The organism is Gulosibacter hominis, from assembly GCF_904842695.1.
In the GTDB taxonomy this organism is placed as follows: domain Bacteria; phylum Actinomycetota; class Actinomycetes; order Actinomycetales; family Microbacteriaceae; genus Gulosibacter; species Gulosibacter hominis.
The window spans coordinates 174,034-191,387 of the sequence record NZ_CAJGWQ010000001.1 but is presented as its reverse complement, the minus strand read 5'-3'; the positions used below and the strand labels follow the sequence as shown (position 1 = coordinate 191,387).

Sequence of the window (17,354 nt, the reverse complement as noted above, 5' to 3'; positions counted from 1 at the left end):
TGGTCTACCGGCGCGGCTGCGAAACGCCTGCCGGCTACGCCGTACTAGGTGTTCTTCCCCGTGAGGTTGTGAACTCGTTGGGCGGGGGTTGAGCCTGCGAGTCCGGTATGGGGTCGGTGGTGATTGTAGTGATGGAGCCAGGTCGCGTAGGCGGCTTCGCGTTCGATCTCGGATCGGTAGGGCCGTGCATAGGCCCATTCGGCGGCGAGGGTGCGGTTGAAGCGTTCGACCTTGCCGTTGGTTTGTGGTCGGAACGGGCGGGTGCGGCGGTGCGTGATCCGTGGCCCGAGCGCGGCGGCGAACGTGTGCGATCGGTAGCAGGAACCGTTATCGGTCATCACTGCGGTGACGATGATGCCGTGCTCGGCGAAGAACGCGTTTGCGCGCTCCCAGAACCCGGCAGCGGTGTCCTTGCGTTCGTCGGGCAAGCGTTCGGAATAGGCCAGTCGGGTGCAGCCATCGACTGCGTGGTGTAGGAACGCGTATCCCCTGGAGGGGGACGCGCCCTGACGGGGCGCGCGATCAGATGCCACGCCGACGCGGCGGGCTTGAGCGGAATCGCGGCCGCGGACGCGCCAGCCGCCGCGTCCGGGATGATCCCGAGTTTCTTGAAGTCGACATGGACCAGCTCGCCCGGTGTCTGCTTTTCGTAGCGGACCGGTGTTGGCTTGCGGACCGGCAGCCCAGTGCCCTGATCCAGATGCGCCAGCAGCGGCATCCGGTAGCGGGCGAGCACCCGCCCGACCGTCGACCGAGGGACTCCGAGGTGGTAGCCGATGCGATGCGGTCCCCAGCGGCGCGTGAACCGCAGGTTGACGATCCTGCGTTCCAGATGCTGCAACGCTCGACTGGGCGAGTGGTGCGGGCGCGAGCTGCGATCCGTCAGCGGCAAGCCCGCCCGATACCGGCGAGACCACCTCGACGCCGTCGCCGGCGAGCACTGGAACCGCTCCGCCGCCCGTCTCACCGCCCAGCCCTCATCGACGATCAGCGAAGCAAGACGACGACGCCCCTCCGGCGTCAAAGGCGCGTTAGCGTGAGTCACGAGGGCCTCCGTGGCGACGATCTGAGTGTGGTAACCCACATCGTCCCCGGAGGCCCTCGCCTTACCTCACACGATCACAACGTGTCGGGGAAGAACACCTAGGCCCATTGCGAGAGTCACTGAAGTGAGAATCGATGGCTTCCACGGCCGCGAGAGTGCTAACGAAAGTGCTAAGCAACCCGTAGGTCGGGGTATCGCGGTGGAGTTATCCACAGGGCACATGCCGTAGATCGTTGTTTTTATGCGGCAGAACGGGCCGCCGAGATTCGCGGTGCGAGGGGGTCGAGGTCAGTTCAAGTCCCCCTTCGCGCATAGGAAGGCCGAATCGGAGCAATCCGGTTCGGCCTCATTGTTTTCCCGGTGTTATCGAAACCCACGCGCCCGCGCGGGTCAGCAGCAGTTGCGAGACACCGGCTTTACCAGTGCAACTGGCCCAGCTAGTGCAATTTGCGGCGCAGGTAGTCGATGCGCTGTTGAATTTGGTGGGCGGTTGCCTGCCCCACCGCAGGGCCCCCGCAGGTGACACGCAGCTGCGAATGAATGGCCCCGTGTGGCTGGCCTGATTGTCGCGCGTAGAGCCCCACCAGCGAGTGCAACAGGTTGCGCTGCTCTTTTAACGAGCGGTGCATCGGCTGCACGGTTTGGTGACCGTCGTTCAGTGATCCCCGCGCACGTGCATCCTGGATGCGATGCTGCCGCTGGGCGCGCTGTTCAAGCGCCGCGGCGACCTCATCGTGGTTCAAAATTCCCGGCAAACCCAAAAATTCGAGCTCTTCTAGCGACCCCACTTCGGCCGCATACCCGTAGTCACCGCCGTCGTAGAGCACCCGGTCGAACTGGGCTTCGGATGACAGCGCCTCAAATTTGTATTTGGTGAGCTCTTCCGAGGCTCGATCTTCGGCCTGGGCCTCCCGCAGTTCGCGCTCCTCGGGCGTCATCCCGGCCGCATCGTCACTGTCGCTGCCGTCTTTACGGTCGAGCGCGTGATCGCGCTCAAGTTCGAGTTCGTGCGCCAGGGCCGAGAGCTTTGGCACCGACGGCAAAAACACGGTGGCAGTTTCGCCCCGGCGACGCGCCCGCACAAAGCGGCCGATCGCCTGTGCAAAAAATAGCGGCGTCGATGAGCTCGTGGCATACACGCCGACAGCGAGCCGGGGCACGTCGACGCCCTCAGAAACCATCCGCACGGCCACCATCCACCGCTCGCTTCCGTTTGCCGAGAACGAATCGATGCGGGCAGAAGCTCCGGGATCATCGCTCAAAATCAGCGCCGGCGCGGTGCCCGTGATGTATTCGAGCAATTTTGCATAGCCGCGGGCAGCCTGATGATCGGTGGCAATTACCAGGCCGCCGGCATCCGGAACCTGCTCACGCACCTCGGTAAGCCGCCTATCTGCGGCTCGCAGCACCTGCTGCATCCAGTCGCCCTCGGGATCCAGAGCCGTGCGCCACGCCTGCGAAATGATGTCTTTGGTGTTGTCGTCGGCAAGACCGGCGCTCATCTGTTCGCCGCTCGTGTCACGCCAGTTCATCGACCCGGCGTACGACATGAACATCACCGGCCGCACGACCCCGTCACGCAGGGCCCGACCGTAGCCGTAGTTGTAGTCGGCCTTCGACACCCGCACACCAGAAGCATCCGACTCGTATCGCACGAACGGAATTGGCGCGGTATCAGAGCGGAACGGCGTGCCGGTGAGTGAGAGCCGGCGCTCGGCATACTGGTACGCGTCGCGCAGCCCGTCACCCCACGAAAGCGAATCGCCGCCGTGGTGCACTTCGTCCAAAATCACTAGCGACCGTGCGGAAGAACACAGGTGCTCATGCACATAGGGCTTCAGCGCGACCTGCGCATAGGTCACGGCAACGCCGTGATAGTCACGCGAAAGTGCGCCGCTCGAGTTGCGAAATTTTGGGTCGAGATGGATGCCCACGCGCGCCGCTGAAGCCGCCCACTGCGTTTTTAAATGATCGGTTGGCGCAACCACGATGACGCGATTAACTGTGCCGCGGCGCAGCAGCTCGCTCGCCAAGCGCAGCGCAAACGTGGTCTTCCCGGCGCCGGGAGTTGCGGATGCGAGAAAATCGCGCGGCTCGCTAGCAAAATACTGCTCGAGTGCCTCCTGCTGCCAGGCCCGGAGATTGGATGCGGTACCCCAGGGCGCGCGGCGCGGAAAGGATGGCGAAAGATGCTCGGCAGCATAGCTACCGAGCTGTACTTCGCTATCACCCGGGCGCGGCTCATCGACCGGGTGTGAACCGGATGCGGGCTGGGTCATGCCTGTGCGGCGCCGCCTTGGGAATCCGAATCCTCAACTGTCAGGCGCTCAGCTGCCGCGTCGAGAATCCAGTTGGCAATGCCTGCTCGAACCCCGCGATCTTGCGAGGGCTGGAATATGCCCGCGGTGATGTCACGGTACAGCCGGCCCATTTCGTGCCCAGACCGGTACGCGCTGCCGCCGACGACTTCGAGCGCGTCGGTTGCGGTTTCGCGAGCTGCGCGGGTGCCCACATATTTGGCAAGCGTCAGGCGCGGGAACCACTCCGCACCCAGGTCGTCCTGCTCATCCACCGAGCGGCACACCGACTCGACCTGCAGGCGAGCCGATAGCTGCCGCGTGCCCATCTGCGCAATGAGCTCCCGGATGCCGGGGTCATCTGCGTAGGGGGCGTCGTTTACTCGACTGTGGCGGCGGTGTGCGGCCTCAGCGGCAAGCTCGACCGCACGGTCACCCATACCCACATAGCAGGCACCGATCAGCGGCAGGAAGTTGGCAAAAATACCGAACACGATCGGCGAGGCGTTCGGCCCGGCAGGTGCATAACCCACCACGCGCTCGAGCGCCGCATAGGCGCCCTCGAGGCTCGTGGTGTGCGACTGGGTGCCGCGCATGCCGAGCGTGTCCCAGTCATCGTGGCTGCGCGTGCCGCCATCTTCACGGCGCAGCACCGCGTGTACCACACGCGGGTCATCGTGTTGATCGTCCCGACCAAAAACCCAAAGCCGGGTCCACACCGGAGCGAGCGAGGTAAAAAACTTGGTGCCGGTAAAGCAATATCCGCCATCGGGTTGCGCCGCTGCCGTCACGGTTGAGTCGAATGTGACGGCATCATTACCGGGTTCAGAAATAGCGAGGCCGAATACTTCGCCGGCCGCTGCATCCCGCAACAGCCAGTCAAGACTGTGGTCACCGTGCTGATAAAAATTCCGCGCGATCCCGGTGGTAATGAGGTGCATATTGATCGCCAGCGCGGTCGACGGGGATGCTTTGGCCAGCTTCATCTGTGCCTGAGCGGCCTGCAGCAGTGTCGCTCCCCCGCCACCAAGCTCGGTTGGCACGAGCATTCGCAAATAGCCCGTATTTTTCAGCGCCCGGAGGTCTTCATCGGGAAAAACATTTTCTCGATCAACTCCTGCGGCACGCTCATAAATTTCGTGCAGCAGGGATGCGGGCAGCAGGTCTTGAATACGGAACGGTTGCACTTCAGTCACCCCACTACGGTAACCCGTGCCACCGACACATCTCATATTTCGTTAAGCAGTGCGTAGAGCGCCACAGCGCTCGTTGCCGCAACGTTTAGTGAATCAACACCGTGCTGCATGGGGATGATCACCGTTTGGTCGGCGGTTTGGAGTGCCGCACGGCTGAGCCCGTGCCCCTCTGTACCGAGCATCAGCGCTACTCGCGGCGCGCGCTTGGCCGCATACTCACGAATCGGAATCGCCTGCGGGTCAAGCGCCAGCGCGACCGTTTCAAAGCCGTGCAGGCGAAAAAGTTCACCAGCCCGCTGCCAGTTTGGGAGTCGTGCCCACGGAATCTGCAGCACCGTTCCCATTGAAACCCGAACGCTGCGGCGATACAGCGGATCGGCACACTCTTCGCTCACCAGTACCGCATCGGCACCGAGTGCTGCAGCATTGCGGAACGCCGCACCAACATTGGTGTGGTCGACAATATTTTCGAGCACCAGCACTGTGTGCGCATTTTGCAATAGCTCGCCCGGATCGGTGGGCTCGGGACGATGCATTGCCGCGATCACGCCGCGATGCATCCGATAACCGGTCAGTTCGGTGAGGAGTTCTTCTGCTGCCACATACACGGGTGTTTCGGGCCAGTGCGCGAGCAATCGCTCGGCCTGTTCGAGAAACTTGGGCTGGGTCAGCAGCGATCGCGGACGGTGACCGGCTGCGATCGCCCTGGCGATCACTTTTTCTGATTCGGCCAGGTACAGACCACCGGCCGGCTCAAGTTTTTTGCGCAGCGCCACATCGGTCAGGTTGAGATAGTCGTCGAGCCCGGGATGCAGTGAACTATCGAGCTCGGTAACGCTGATGATGTGCATCGTGCAATTATCGCGCGTTGGGCCGGGGCCCGTTCAATCGAGCCACTCACGCAGGATGCGAGCCAATGCCAGCGGCGCTTCATAGTGAATAAGGTGCCCCACACCGCCGACAATGTGCAGTTGCGAGCCCGGCATCGCTTCGTGCAGCCGGCGCGAAGCCGCAAGTGGCGCAATTGCATCGCGCTCCCCCACCACCAGCTGGGTGCCGGGCGGGAAGTCTGCCGCCTGCGCACTGACCGCATCCGACACCGAAGCCTGGAACGCTTCAAGCAGCACGTCGCGCCCGGTGAAGCGCGAAAAATAGCGGTGATGCTGGTCGTGAATCCAGCGGCGCAGCGCCCGCGAACGCGTGGTCACCATCACCTCGCTCATGATGCGGGTGATCAGCGATGACGAAAGCAATGCCTGACCGAGGGGCGCTGGCAACACCGCTCCCAAACGGTAGTAGCCCACCGCAATCGCGGTGCCGATTCGTTCGGGGCCACTGAGGGCGTTTTCGCTGATGGGATTCACCAGCACAATGCGGCGGTCGCGCAACCGCTGCACCTGACGCGCAACGATCAACGACCCGAACGAGTGTCCGAGCACGATCGCGGTGCCGGCTGGATCGAGCTGAATGAGCGCATCCTGTAGCCATTCGGCGTAGGCATCCAGTGTGTGTGGCCTCGGCAGCGGCGAAGATTTACCAAACCCGGGCAGATCGGGCGCGATAAAGCGGACCTCGGGCATCGCCGCCACAAGCGAGAGCAGGCCGTGATGGGTGCCGCGAAAGCCATGCACCAAAAAAATAGTGTGGTCGGCAGTTTCCGGGCCGTAGTGCCACACACGAGTTTCGCTGCCACAAACCGTCAGGTGTTGTTCACGCACCGGAATATCAATCAGGCGCTGTTCGAGGGGGTTGTGCAGACTCATCGTGAAAGAGTGTAGGGGTTGCTAGCCGAATAACCGAGAGGAGCAACGCAATGAGTTTTGGTGGCTCAGACCTCCTGCCCGGACTCCAGCGCGACGAAAACTGGTACAAGCGGGGCGTTTTTTACGAGGTGCTGGTGGGCTCTTATGCCGACTCTGATGGTGATGGTATCGGCGACTTCCAGGGCCTGATTTCGAAACTCGATTATTTGCAGTGGCTCGGCATCGACGTGATCTGGGTGCCGCCGTTTTATGAATCACCGCTGCGCGACGGCGGCTATGACGTTGCCGACTACCGCGAGGTGCTCAAAGATTTCGGCACCCTCGACGATTTCCGCGAACTGGTCACACAGGCACACGCCCGCAATATGCGCGTGCTGATCGACATCGTGATCAACCACACTTCCGACCAGCACGAATGGTTCCAGCAATCGCGACAAGACCCCGACGGTCCCTATGGCGACTACTACGTGTGGAGCGACACCGACGAAAAGTACGAAAACTACCGCATCATTTTTGTTGACACCGAAGAGTCGAACTGGACGTTCGATCCTGAGCGACGCCAATATTTTTTCCACCGGTTCTTCTCGCACCAGCCCGACCTCAATTTCGAAAACGAGGCCGTACAGCAAGAGGTGTTCGACGTAATTCGCTACTGGCTCGACCTCGGCGTCGACGGTATTCGATTGGATGCAGTTCCCTACCTTTTTGAGAGCGAAGAGGGCAACGGCGAAAGCGAACCCGCCACACACGAGTTCCTACGCCGACTGCGCGCCATGGTTGACGAGGAATATCCCGGCCGCGTGCTGCTCGCCGAAGCGAACCAGTGGCCGCACGAGGTGGTCGAATATTTTGGCACCGACGACGATCCCGAGTGTCACATGGCCTTCGACTTCCCCACTATGCCGCGCATCTTCTACGCCCTGCGCTCGCAATACAAGGCCGAACTCGAAGAGGTGTTGCGCGAGCAGCTCGAAATTCCCCGGGATGCCACCTGGGGTGTGTTCCTGCGCAACCACGACGAGCTCACCCTTGAAATGGTGGATGAGGAATATCGCCAAACCATGTACGGCTGGTATGCCTACGATCCGCGGATGCGAGCGAATGTCGGAATCCGCCGACGCCTCGCGCCACTGCTTGAAAATTCACTCAGCGAAATCAAACTCGCTAACGCAATTTTGATGTCGCTTAAGGGCTCCCCAATTCTCTACTACGGAGACGAAATTGGCATGGGCGACAATATTTGGCTTCCCGATCGGGATGCATCCCGCACCCCGATGCAGTGGTCGCCCGACCGCAATGCCGGCTTTTCGACGGCCGACCCGGGCAAACTCCGTCACCCGGTGGTGCAGTCGCTCGTCTACAACTACCAGCACGTCAATGTTGAGGCGCAGATGGCACAGCCCTCATCGCTGTTGCGATGGGTGCGCAACATCATGCAGGTGCGCCGCCAGCATCCCGCCTTCGGTCTTGGTGACCTGCACGTGCGCGACACCACTCACGAATCGGTGCTGGCCTATTTGCGCGACTATGCGGGAGAGCCCGAACACCCCCACAGCGGAGACAAACCCGAGCGCATCCTCTGCGCGTTTTCATTCGCCGAAACCCCCACCCAGGCAACAATTTCGCTGCCGGGTAATGAGAGCCGGCGAGTATTCGACATTTTTGGTTGGCAGGAATTTGAACCCGTGTCGGATGAGGGCACGATCACACTCACTTTTGGGTCAAAACAGTTCTACTGGCTGCTGCTGGCTGAACCCGACACGGTGAGCACCGCAACGAGTGCCATCCCAATTATTCGTGGACTCAGCGGCGCAAACGACGGAGATGCGGCATGAGCTGGACCGAACGCCTCGCGGTATTTGACACCGAAACCACCGGCACGAACCCGCTGAGCGACCGCATTGTCACCGCGTTCGTGGGCATTATTGACGCCAATGGCGAAGTCGAGCGCGGCTCGGATTGGCTCGCTGACCCGGGCGTGCCGATCCCGGACCAGGCGGCGGACGTGCACGGAATCTCAACCGAGATGGCGCAAGAAAACGGCGAACCGGCACGTGATGTTGTGGAACGCATCCGTGATTCGCTCAATTGGATCGCCAGAAACAAACTGCCGCTGGTGGTGTACAACGCACCGTTCGATCTGACGCTGGTTGCCGCCGAGTGCCGCCGCCACGGCCTGGATGCGCCGGTGGTCGGCCCGCAGGTGGTTGATCCGCTCGTGATCGACCGGGCAGTCGACCGCTATCGGCGCGGTAAACGCACGCTCACCGATACCGCTGTTGAATATGGCGTTGAGCTGCTCGACGCACACGATGCCAGTGCTGATGCAGTGGCCTCGGGCCGGCTCGCGCTGGCCCTGGCGCAGCGCTATCCCGATGAGCTCCTGGTCGATCTGCCCACGCTGCATGAAAAACAGCGCGAGTGGGCGCAGACGCAGGCGGCAAGTTTTGAGGACTATATGCGCCGCACCCGCGACACAAATTTCACGGCCGATCGCGGCTGGCCGATGCGCGCTCTCGATTAGCCGCTGTGCGCATCCGGGCATACGAAATGGCGGGCACCACGAGAGTGATGCCCGCCATTTGCGTAAGCGACCTTAGTTGCTCTTGCCGAACTTCGCGTAGCGGTTCTTGAACTTTTCGACGCGACCGGCCGAGTCCATGATGCGCTGCTTACCGGTGTAGAACGGGTGCGATGCGCTCGAGATTTCGACGTCAACCACCGGGTAGGTGTTGCCGTCTTCCCACTCGATGGTCTTGTCGCTCGTGATGGTCGAGCGGGTGATGAACTTCTCGCCCGACGCGAGGTCGTTGAACACCACGTAGTGGTAGTCCGGGTGGATATCTGCCTTCATCGGGTTCCTCTTCTGGAAACGGTTGAACTAGGTAACTGCGCCACAGGCGCCAACGTGGACGCTCGGACGTGACAAGCCAAGCATTGAGCTTACCACGCAGGCTCGCAGCAATCCAGCATCCAATCGGGCGCGTTTCGCGCCAAACTTTGATTTGCCGCGGTGAGCTCAGCTGGCGCGTGCCGAATAGCGGCCCGATTGCACCATGACCTGCAGCGGCAAGCCAAACGTGGCGGTGAGGTTTTGCGAGGTAAGCGTGTCTGCCAATGGCCCGGCCGCCACGACTTTACCGTCGCGCAGCAGTAGCGCGTGCGTAACCCCCACGGGAATTTCTTCGACGTGGTGGGTCACCATGATGATTCCCGGCGAGAGCTCGCTGGCCGCGTATTCGCGCAGTGATGCCAGCAGCGCCTCCCGCGCACCGAGATCGAGCGATGCGCTCGGCTCGTCGAGCAGCAGCAATTCGGGGTCGGCCATCACCGCTCGAGCGATAAGCGTGCGCTTACGCTCGCCATCCGAAAGCGTGCCGAACTTGCGGTCGGCAAGGCCATCGAGCTGCCAGGCCTCGAGCACCGCATGTGCCTGAGCCAAGTCGATCTCGTCGTATTCTTCCCGCCAGCGGCCCGATACGCCGTAGCTCGCGGTCATTACACAGTTCAGCACGGTCTCGTTCCCGGGAAGTAGCTGGCTCTGACGGGATGCGGCGAGCCCCACACGGGTGCGCAGCTCGGTGACATCGGTGCGACCGAGCTGTTCGCCGAGAACGGTCACCTTCCCGCGGGTGGGATGCATAAAACCGGCTGCCAGCATGAGGAGCGTCGACTTCCCGGCGCCATTCGGGCCGAGTATCACCCAGCGGTCTGCCTCATCAACCGACCAGCTGACCCCGTCGAGAATCGACTTACCGTCACGAACAACACTGACGTTTTCAAATCGCAGCACTTCGCTCATGATGGCTACGCTACCGCCGACTCTTCGAGAATCTCGCGATACAGCTGCTGTGTCTGCTGCGAGATCCGCTCCCAGGTGAATTCGGCTTCGACCCGCTCACGACCGGCACGGCCATAGGCTGCGGTGCGTTCGGGATCGGCGAGCAGATCATTAATCGCGGCCGCCAGGTCGGCGACATAGCGCTCGGGATCGGTCGGCGTTCCGGTGCCGTCTTGAACCTGGTCGATCGGAACAATGGTGCCGGTCACCCCGTCTTGTACCACCTCGGGGATGCCGCCGGTGCCAGACCCAACCACGGCGGTGCCGCAGCTCATCGCCTCAAGATTCACGATCCCAAGCGGCTCATAAATCGACGGGCAAACAAAGACATCCGCGTTCGTGAGCAGCGCCATGAGCTTTTGTTTGGGTAGGTGCTCTGAGATCCAGAACACCCCGTCACGCTCGGTGCGCAATTCATCGACGAGTCCGCGCACCTCGCACTCGATCTCGGGAGTGTCAGGCGCACCCGCGCACAACACCACCTGCACCTCAGGGCGTAGCGAACGCAGTGCCCGCAGCAAATACGGCAGCCCCTTTTGGCGGGTGATGCGCCCCACAAAAATCACGCTTGGGCGGTCGGGGTCAATACCGTGTGAGCGCACATAGTCGGGGTCGTCCACCGGCTGCCACACCGAAGTGTCAATCCCGTTGTAAATCGTCACGACCTTATCGGGGTTCAGGTGCGGATAGGCGCGCAAAATATCGGCACGCATCCCATTCGACACCGCGATAATGCGGTCGGCATTGGTGTAGGCATCGCGCTCCATCCAGCTCGACAGTCGGTAACCACCACCGAGCTGCTCGGCCTTCCACGGGCGCAGCGGCTCGAGCGAGTGTGCCGAAATCACGTGCGGGATGCCGTGCAGCAGCTTGGCAATATTGCCGGCCTGGTTCGCATACCAGGTGTGCGAGTGGACGATATCGGCCCCGGCGACATCGGCAGCGATGCGCAGGTCGGTACCGAGAAATCCGAGCGCAGCATTCGCATCGCGCAGATCGTTCGGAACATCGTAGGCGTAGGTATTCGCCTCATCACGCTCATCACCGAAGCAGCGGACGACCACGTCAATGTCGTTTCGCATCGCTTTGACAAGCTCGGTGACGTGCACCCCCGCTCCCCCGTAGACGGCCGGTGGGTACTCACGAGAAATCACGTCGACACGCATGTTTCCACCCTATGCGAATCGGGTGAACACAGGCATCAAGAAGCCTCCCAAATTTCATCAGTTTTGGTTACCTGGCTGGGTTATTCTGACCCCATGGTCATGGCGCAAAAAAAGGTCTTCGGAATCGTACTTGCTGGCGGCGAGGGCAAGCGCCTGATGCCGCTCACTGCCGACCGGGCAAAGCCCGCGGTGCCGTTCGCGGGACAGTATCGACTCATCGACTTTGCGTTGGCAAACCTGATCAACTCAGGGTTGAGCAAGATCGTGGTGCTCACGCAGTACAAGTCGCACTCGCTCGACCGACATGTTTCGCAAACCTGGCGACTACCGGCGATTCTCGGCTCGTATGTTTCGACCGTGCCAGCGCAGCAGCGTCGCGGTAAGCACTGGTTCTCGGGCTCGGCCGACGCTATCTTCCAATCGCTCAACCTCATCCACGATGAAAAGCCCGACATTGTCGTCGTGGTTGGTGCCGACCACGTGTACCGCATGGATTTTGCACAGATGGTGCAGCAGCATATCGAGTCGGGGCTCGGGGCCACTGTGGCGGCGATTCGCCAACCGATTGAGATGTCGAAGTCATTCGGGGTTATTGATGTTGACCCCGAAAACCCGTGGCGCATCCGTGAGTTTCTCGAAAAGCCTGAGCACTGCGAGGGTCTGCCCGACAGTCCGAACGAAATCCTGGCATCGATGGGTAACTACGTGTTCGATGCCGACAAGCTCGTTGAGGCCGTCTCGCGCGACTCGCTCGACGACGAGTCGAAGCACGATATGGGTGGCGACATCATCCCCTATTTTGTTGAGCAGGGCGATTGCGGTGTCTACGACTTCATCAACAACGATGTGCCCGGCTCAACGCCGCGTGACCGTGACTACTGGCGCGATGTGGGGACGATCGACTCGTTCTACGAGGCCCACATGGACCTCATCGCCACGCTGCCGATTTTCAACCTCTACAACGAGAGCTGGCCGATCATGTCGCAGCAGCTGAACTCGCCGCCGGCGAAGTTCGTTCGCGATGCGCGCGGCTCAACCGGCACAATGATCGACTCGATCATTTCGCTGGGTTCGGTTATTTCCGGTGCCCACATCGAGCGTTCGGTGCTCGGCCCCTGGACCAACGTTCGCAGCGGCGCACTTGTCGTGGATTCGGTGACCTTCGACCGAGTCGTAGTGAGCGACGGAGCGGTCGTGCGTCGCGCGATTCTCGACAAAAACGTGGTCGTCGAAAATGGCGCGCAGGTGGGTGTCGATCGCGCTCAGGATGAGGCTCGCGGGTTCGCCGTCACCGAAAGCGGCATCACCGTGGTGCCAAAAAATGCGATCATCAAACGGTGACCAATTCTGAGCTCCGTCTTGATCCGGTCGTCGGTAGCGGCGACATCACCCCTGGCGCCCGATTCCTCGTCGTGCTCGATGTCGATTCGACACTGATTAACGATGAGGTAATCGAACTTGTCGCCGATTACGCCGGTGTGCGTGACCGCGTGGCCGAAGTAACCGAGCGTGCCATGCGTGGCGAACTCGACTTTGAAGGGTCGCTGCGCGAGCGGGTGGCACTGCTGCGCGGCGTAACACTCAACGAAATCGCCGAGGTTCGTGACCGCATCACAGTGACTCCGGGCGTACCCGCGATGGTGCGCGCGGTACACGAGCGTGGTGGCCGCGTCGCGGCCGTATCGGGCGGTTTTCACGAGGTGCTCGACGAGCTCGCTCGCGATTTACAGCTGGATCTTTGGCGTGCCAACCGTTTCGCTGCTGACCAGAACGGTGTGCTGACCGGCGAGGTTGACGGCACAATCATCGGCAGGAAGCAAAAACTGCTCACCCTCCGCTCATGGGCAAATTCACTCGGAGTGCCGCCGGAGCGCACCATCGCCGTCGGTGACGGTGCCAATGACCTCGGGATGATGTCGGTCGCGGGCCTATCGGTAGCCTTCGACGCCAAGCCGGTGGTGCGCGAACAGGCATCGATCTCGATGCCCGATCGCGACCTTTCTCAGCTCATCCCGCTACTGCCCTAGGCACCACGCGCCGCAGCAGCTGACCGGCTAGTGCCCCATCCCGAGGCCGCCATCAACCGGGATGACCGCACCGGAGATATAACCCGAGTCGTCGGATACCAGCCAGCGGACAGTCTTGGCGATTTCATCCACCCGTCCGAAGCGACCGGCGGGAATTGAAGCGAGATACTGCTGCTGAGTTTCTTCCGGCAGCACCGCGGTCATTTCGGTTTCAATGAAACCGGGCGCCACAACATTGGCGGTGATGCCGCGGCCGCCAAGCTCACGCGTGAGCGAGCGCGCAATACCCACCAGGCCCGATTTCGAGGCCGCATAGTTGATCTGACCGGGCGAACCGTACAGCCCCACCACCGACGAAATCAGCACCACGCGACCAAATTTTGCTCGCAGCATCCCCTTGGTGGCACGCTTAATCACCCGGAACGCACCGGTGAGGTTGGTGTCGATCACGCTCGTGAAATCATCCTCGCTCATCCGCAGCAGCAGCGTGTCTTGCGTAATGCCAGCGTTCGCGACCACCACAGTAATCGGACCGAGCTCTTCTTCAACGCGGCTAAAGGCAGCGTCAATGGATGCACTATCGGTCACATCGGCGGCGACCGTGAGCGCACCTTCTGGGCCGCCCTCGCCCGATCGCGAGGTCACTGCGACCCGATAGCCAGCGGCCATGAGGTCTTCGGCGATTGCTCGACCAATACCTCGATTTCCACCGGTTACGAGTGCGATTCGCGACTCTGTCATAGTGCTCCTTTGCTCGGTGTCTGGTTGGAAATAACACGCGGAGATACTCCGCGTCAGCGCTGACATCCTATGCGGTGAAGGTCTATCCTGGACTGATAGACAGGAGGCGGGTGCAGCTATGGGCGATCGGGTGGCCACCATCACCTCGATGGCTGACTCAATGCACGAAGAACGCGAGTCGCGTCTGCGTCAATACGCCATCACCATGTTGATCCGCACGCTCTGCGTCGTGGGCATGGTGGTCGTACGCGGCCCGATGATCTGGGCATTCGCTGCCGGCGCCATCGTACTCCCCTGGATCGCCGTCGTTTTTGCCAACCACCTCCGGCAGCGCCGCCGAGGCAAACTGACCAGCCCCGAAGAACGGCCGTTGGTCGTCACCCGCCCAGGTGTGAATGAAGAGGCCTGGCGCGAAGCCGCGCAGTCACAGCAACAACAACGACAGGAGCACAATGATGAGTTCCGGTGAATTTGATCTTCGCACGCGTATCGGGCTAGAAGCATTTGCGCCCGAGGTGACCTGTTCGCGAGCCAAGTGCGATACGACCGCTACCCGGCGCATTGAGTGGCGCAACCCGCGCATTCACAGTGAAGATCGGATCAAAATCTGGTTGAGCTGCGATGAGCATCTCGATTTCCTGCTGGGTTTTCTCAAGTCGCGCGGCTTCCCGGTGCGTTTGCACGCGGTAGCCGACCCGGTGAATGAGGAGCCGATTGTTTGACTGAGTCACATCCCGACCGCCAGCGCGGTGGCTTGCGTTTTTTGCTGTCACGTCGCTGGATTAGCTACTTCGTGTTGCTGGTTATTTTTGCGATCGCCTGCGGATTTCTTTCGCACTGGCAATTTGAACGCCGCGACTGGCGACTGGGCGAAAACCATAAGGTAATCGCCAACTTTGATGCCGAACCGGTAACACTTGAGCAGGCGCTGCCGCAGCTCGATTCATTCGACCCGCAACAGGAGTGGCTGCCGGTGGCGATGCGCGGTGAATATCTCGCCGACCAGCAGCTTTTGGCTCGCAACCGACCGTATGAGCGCCAGCCGGGATTTGAAATCCTCACCCCGTTTCGCACCGACTCGGGTGAAATTTTTATCGTCAATCGCGGCTGGCTGCCGACCGGTGAGCGCGGTGACCTGCCCGACCACATCCCCGCTCCCCCCGAGGGGCAGGTCGTGTTGACGGCACGGTTAAAACCAACCGAGCCACATATTCCCGGCCGCGAAGCGCCCGCCGGCCAGGTGCCGACCATCTACCTGCCCGGGATTGCCGAGCAGCTTGGCGGCGAGGTTTATACCGGCGCCTACGGCCTGCTACGCAGCGAAAGCGGTGACGCCGAAACTGGCACGCTCACCGCAAAACCAGAGATCACTGAGGGTAACCACCTCAGCTACGCGGTGCAGTGGATCATCTTCGCGGTGATCGCCGCGGTGGGGTTGATTCATGGCGTGCGCGCCGAATTCCGTGAGCGCAACGCCGATGACCCGCGGGTTCAGGCTGCCAAGCAGCGTGAACGGTTGCGCGCACAGCGCCGGCGTGAGCGTTACGGGCCAAGCGATGCCGAAATTGAGGATGCGCTGATCGACGAGGCAATGAACCGGTAGCTCCTGCGCCGCGATGCTGAAGCGCTAGTTCATGCCGATGAGTTCAAAATAATCGGCGCTCCACAGGTCTTCGACCGCCTCGGGCATCACCAGCACTCGTTCGGGGCTGAGCGCCGCAACGGCCCCCTCGTCGTGCGAAACGAGGATCACCGCACCCTCGTAGTGTGCAAGCGCGCCGAGAATTTGTTCGCGCGAGGCCGGGTCGAGGTTGTTCGTGGGTTCGTCAAGCAACAGCACATTCGCACTCGACACCACCAGCATTGCCAGCGCGAGGCGGGTTTTTTCACCACCCGAAAGCACCCCGGCGGGTTTGTGCACATCATCGCCGGTAAACAAAAACGAGCCGAGCACCTTGCGCGCCTCGGTTTCGGTGAGGTGCTGTGACACCGAAATCATGTTTTCGAGCACGGAGCGCTGCACGTCGAGCGTCTCGTGTTCCTGCGCGTAGTAACCGACTTTGAGGCCGTGACCGGAAATGATTTCTCCGGTATCGGGTGCATCCACACCTGCCAGGATGCGCAATAGCGTGGTCTTGCCGGCACCATTCAGGCCCAGCACCACCACTCGCGAACCGCGGTCGATGGCGAGATCAACACCCGTAAAAATTTCGAGCGAACCGTACGACTTTGACAGCCCTTTCGCCTGAATCGGGGTTTTCCCCACCGGAGCCGGCGTCGGGAACCGGAGATTTGCCACCCGATCGGTTTGCCGCACATCCTCAAGCCCGGCGAGCATCCGCTCGGCGCGGCGCTGCATCTGGTGGGCCGCGGCAGCCTTGGTGGCTTTCGCACCAAATTTTGCCGCCTGCTGCTGCAGCGCGGTGGCTTTCTTTTCGATATTCGCGCGCTCTTTGCGTCGCCGCTCCTCGTCGGCTTCACGCTGCTTGAGATAGTGGGCCCAGCCCATGTTGTAGATGTCGATGACCTGCCGGTTGGCATCGAGATAGAACACCCGATTCACGGTTTCGCCGATGAGTTCAACATCGTGCGAGATGACGATGAGCCCGCCCCGATAGGTTTTTAAAAACTCGCGCAGCCACACCACCGAGTCGATGTCGAGGTGGTTTGTTGGCTCGTCAAGAATCATGGTGTCAGCATCCGAAAACAGGATGCGGGCAAGTTCCACACGGCGTCGCTGACCACCCGAGAGGGTGCGCAACGGCTGGTCGAGGATGCGGTCGGGCAGTGAGAGGTTTGATGCGATTGCCGCGGCCTCCGACTCGGCCGCGTACCCACCGAGCATCGCAAATTCGTCATCGAGTCGCGAATAACGGCGCATATAACGGTCGCGGTCGGCATCAGTTTCGGCGTCGGCGATCAGCTTGGCCGACTCGGCGAGCCGGCTGCGTACCTGGCCGAGCCCGCGCGCATCCAGGATGCGGTTACGCGCGGTCTGCTCGGGGTCGCCTGCTCGCGGGTCCTGCGGCAAGTAGCCGATTTCGCCGGAGCTATCGACTCGGCCGGCGCTGGGTTGGGTCCAACCAGCGAGTACCTTTGTCAGCGTGGTTTTACCGGCACCGTTACGCCCCACAAGCCCCACCTTGTCGCCCGCACCAACGCGGAAGTTGACCTCGCTCATGAGGGTTCGCGCGCCCACGGTGATCTCGAGATCGTGGACGGCAATCATGGCTGGCTCCCTGTGGCTGGTCGGATCGATACGGATGCGGTACCGAATG

Annotated in this window: 16 protein-coding genes and 1 pseudogene; 7 read left to right on the top strand and 10 right to left on the bottom strand. The window is 61.5% G+C overall.

The window, feature by feature from the left end; all coding sequences use genetic code 11:
• Nucleotides 1-44: 44 nt before the first annotated feature.
• The 5 genes and pseudogenes from JMV54_RS00880 to JMV54_RS00860 all read right to left on the bottom strand — a co-directional run bounded on the left by JMV54_RS00880 (nucleotide 45) and on the right by JMV54_RS00860 (nucleotide 6,301).
• Nucleotides 45-1,045, bottom strand: a pseudogene (locus JMV54_RS00880) (IS481 family transposase).
• A gap of 437 nt (nucleotides 1,046-1,482) precedes the next feature.
• Nucleotides 1,483-3,324, bottom strand: coding sequence for a DEAD/DEAH box helicase (locus JMV54_RS00875; RefSeq protein WP_201516992.1), 1,842 nt, complete (start codon nucleotides 3,322-3,324; stop codon nucleotides 1,483-1,485).
• A complete protein-coding gene (locus tag JMV54_RS00870; RefSeq protein WP_230972745.1) occupies nucleotides 3,321-4,538 on the bottom strand; it encodes an acyl-CoA dehydrogenase family protein in 1,218 nt (405 codons plus the stop codon). Before JMV54_RS00870 ends, JMV54_RS00875 begins: the two co-directional genes overlap by 4 nt.
• 32 nt (nucleotides 4,539-4,570) lie before the next feature.
• Nucleotides 4,571-5,389 carry a TrmH family RNA methyltransferase gene (locus tag JMV54_RS00865; protein ID WP_201516990.1) on the bottom strand — a complete coding sequence of 273 codons (819 nt, stop codon included), beginning with the start codon at nucleotides 5,387-5,389 and terminating at the stop codon, nucleotides 4,571-4,573.
• Nucleotides 5,390-5,422: 33 nt separating this feature from the next.
• Nucleotides 5,423-6,301, bottom strand: a complete 879-nt coding sequence (locus JMV54_RS00860; protein WP_201516989.1) for an alpha/beta fold hydrolase — start codon at nucleotides 6,299-6,301, stop codon at nucleotides 5,423-5,425.
• Between the two features lie 50 nt (nucleotides 6,302-6,351).
• On the opposite strand from JMV54_RS00860, the gene treS reads away from it, so the two are divergent.
• Together treS and JMV54_RS00850 are read left to right on the top strand one after the other, a co-directional pair.
• Complete coding sequence (gene treS / locus JMV54_RS00855; RefSeq protein WP_201516988.1) at nucleotides 6,352-8,136, top strand: maltose alpha-D-glucosyltransferase; 1,785 nt, start codon at nucleotides 6,352-6,354, stop codon at nucleotides 8,134-8,136.
• Nucleotides 8,133-8,825, top strand: a complete 693-nt coding sequence (locus tag JMV54_RS00850) for an exonuclease domain-containing protein (RefSeq protein ID WP_201516987.1) — start codon at nucleotides 8,133-8,135, stop codon at nucleotides 8,823-8,825. Before treS ends, JMV54_RS00850 begins: the two co-directional genes overlap by 4 nt.
• A 72-nt stretch (nucleotides 8,826-8,897) precedes the next feature.
• Here JMV54_RS00850 and JMV54_RS00845 read toward each other — a convergent pair whose 3' ends face one another.
• The 3 genes from JMV54_RS00845 to glgA all read right to left on the bottom strand — a co-directional run bounded on the left by JMV54_RS00845 (nucleotide 8,898) and on the right by glgA (nucleotide 11,308).
• Entirely contained in the window at nucleotides 8,898-9,155 is a 258-nt protein-coding gene (locus JMV54_RS00845) for a type B 50S ribosomal protein L31 (RefSeq protein WP_201516986.1), read from the bottom strand.
• A 165-nt stretch (nucleotides 9,156-9,320) separates the two neighbouring features.
• On the bottom strand, nucleotides 9,321-10,103 hold the full coding sequence (locus JMV54_RS00840) for an ABC transporter ATP-binding protein (RefSeq protein ID WP_201516985.1): 783 nt from the start codon (nucleotides 10,101-10,103) through the stop codon (nucleotides 9,321-9,323).
• A gap of 5 nt (nucleotides 10,104-10,108) precedes the next feature.
• Complete coding sequence (gene glgA / locus JMV54_RS00835) at nucleotides 10,109-11,308, bottom strand: glycogen synthase (RefSeq protein ID WP_201516984.1); 1,200 nt, start codon at nucleotides 11,306-11,308, stop codon at nucleotides 10,109-10,111.
• Between the two features lie 99 nt (nucleotides 11,309-11,407).
• On the opposite strand from glgA, the gene glgC reads away from it, so the two are divergent.
• Nucleotides 11,408-12,649: a glucose-1-phosphate adenylyltransferase gene (gene glgC, locus JMV54_RS00830; protein ID WP_201517263.1), complete on the top strand. Its 1,242-nt coding sequence runs from the start codon at nucleotides 11,408-11,410 to the stop codon at nucleotides 12,647-12,649.
• A complete protein-coding gene (serB, locus tag JMV54_RS00825; protein WP_230972744.1) occupies nucleotides 12,646-13,335 on the top strand; it encodes a phosphoserine phosphatase SerB in 690 nt (229 codons plus the stop codon). Before glgC ends, serB begins: the two co-directional genes overlap by 4 nt.
• A gap of 27 nt (nucleotides 13,336-13,362) precedes the next feature.
• Here the strand turns inward: serB and JMV54_RS00820 are convergent, their stop codons facing one another.
• Nucleotides 13,363-14,076 (bottom strand): beta-ketoacyl-ACP reductase, encoded by a 714-nt coding sequence (locus JMV54_RS00820; protein WP_201516983.1) that lies wholly within the window; start codon nucleotides 14,074-14,076, stop codon nucleotides 13,363-13,365.
• Between the two features lie 118 nt (nucleotides 14,077-14,194).
• On the opposite strand from JMV54_RS00820, the gene JMV54_RS00815 reads away from it, so the two are divergent.
• From JMV54_RS00815 to JMV54_RS00805, 3 genes are read left to right on the top strand one after another with little or no spacing between them, the layout of a single operon-like run.
• Nucleotides 14,195-14,545, top strand: coding sequence for a DUF3099 domain-containing protein (locus JMV54_RS00815; protein ID WP_201516982.1), 351 nt, complete (start codon nucleotides 14,195-14,197; stop codon nucleotides 14,543-14,545).
• Nucleotides 14,529-14,798 carry a hypothetical protein gene (locus tag JMV54_RS00810; RefSeq protein WP_420842069.1) on the top strand — a complete coding sequence of 90 codons (270 nt, stop codon included), beginning with the start codon at nucleotides 14,529-14,531 and terminating at the stop codon, nucleotides 14,796-14,798. Before JMV54_RS00815 ends, JMV54_RS00810 begins: the two co-directional genes overlap by 17 nt.
• Entirely contained in the window at nucleotides 14,795-15,679 is an 885-nt protein-coding gene (locus JMV54_RS00805; RefSeq protein ID WP_230972743.1) for an SURF1 family cytochrome oxidase biogenesis protein, read from the top strand. Before JMV54_RS00810 ends, JMV54_RS00805 begins: the two co-directional genes overlap by 4 nt.
• A gap of 24 nt (nucleotides 15,680-15,703) precedes the next feature.
• Here JMV54_RS00805 and abc-f read toward each other — a convergent pair whose 3' ends face one another.
• The gene (gene abc-f / locus JMV54_RS00800) at nucleotides 15,704-17,305 is read right to left on the bottom strand and encodes a ribosomal protection-like ABC-F family protein (RefSeq protein ID WP_201516981.1); all 1,602 of its coding nucleotides are present in this window, start codon (nucleotides 17,303-17,305) and stop codon (nucleotides 15,704-15,706) included.
• Between the last annotated feature and the right edge of the window lie 49 nt (nucleotides 17,306-17,354).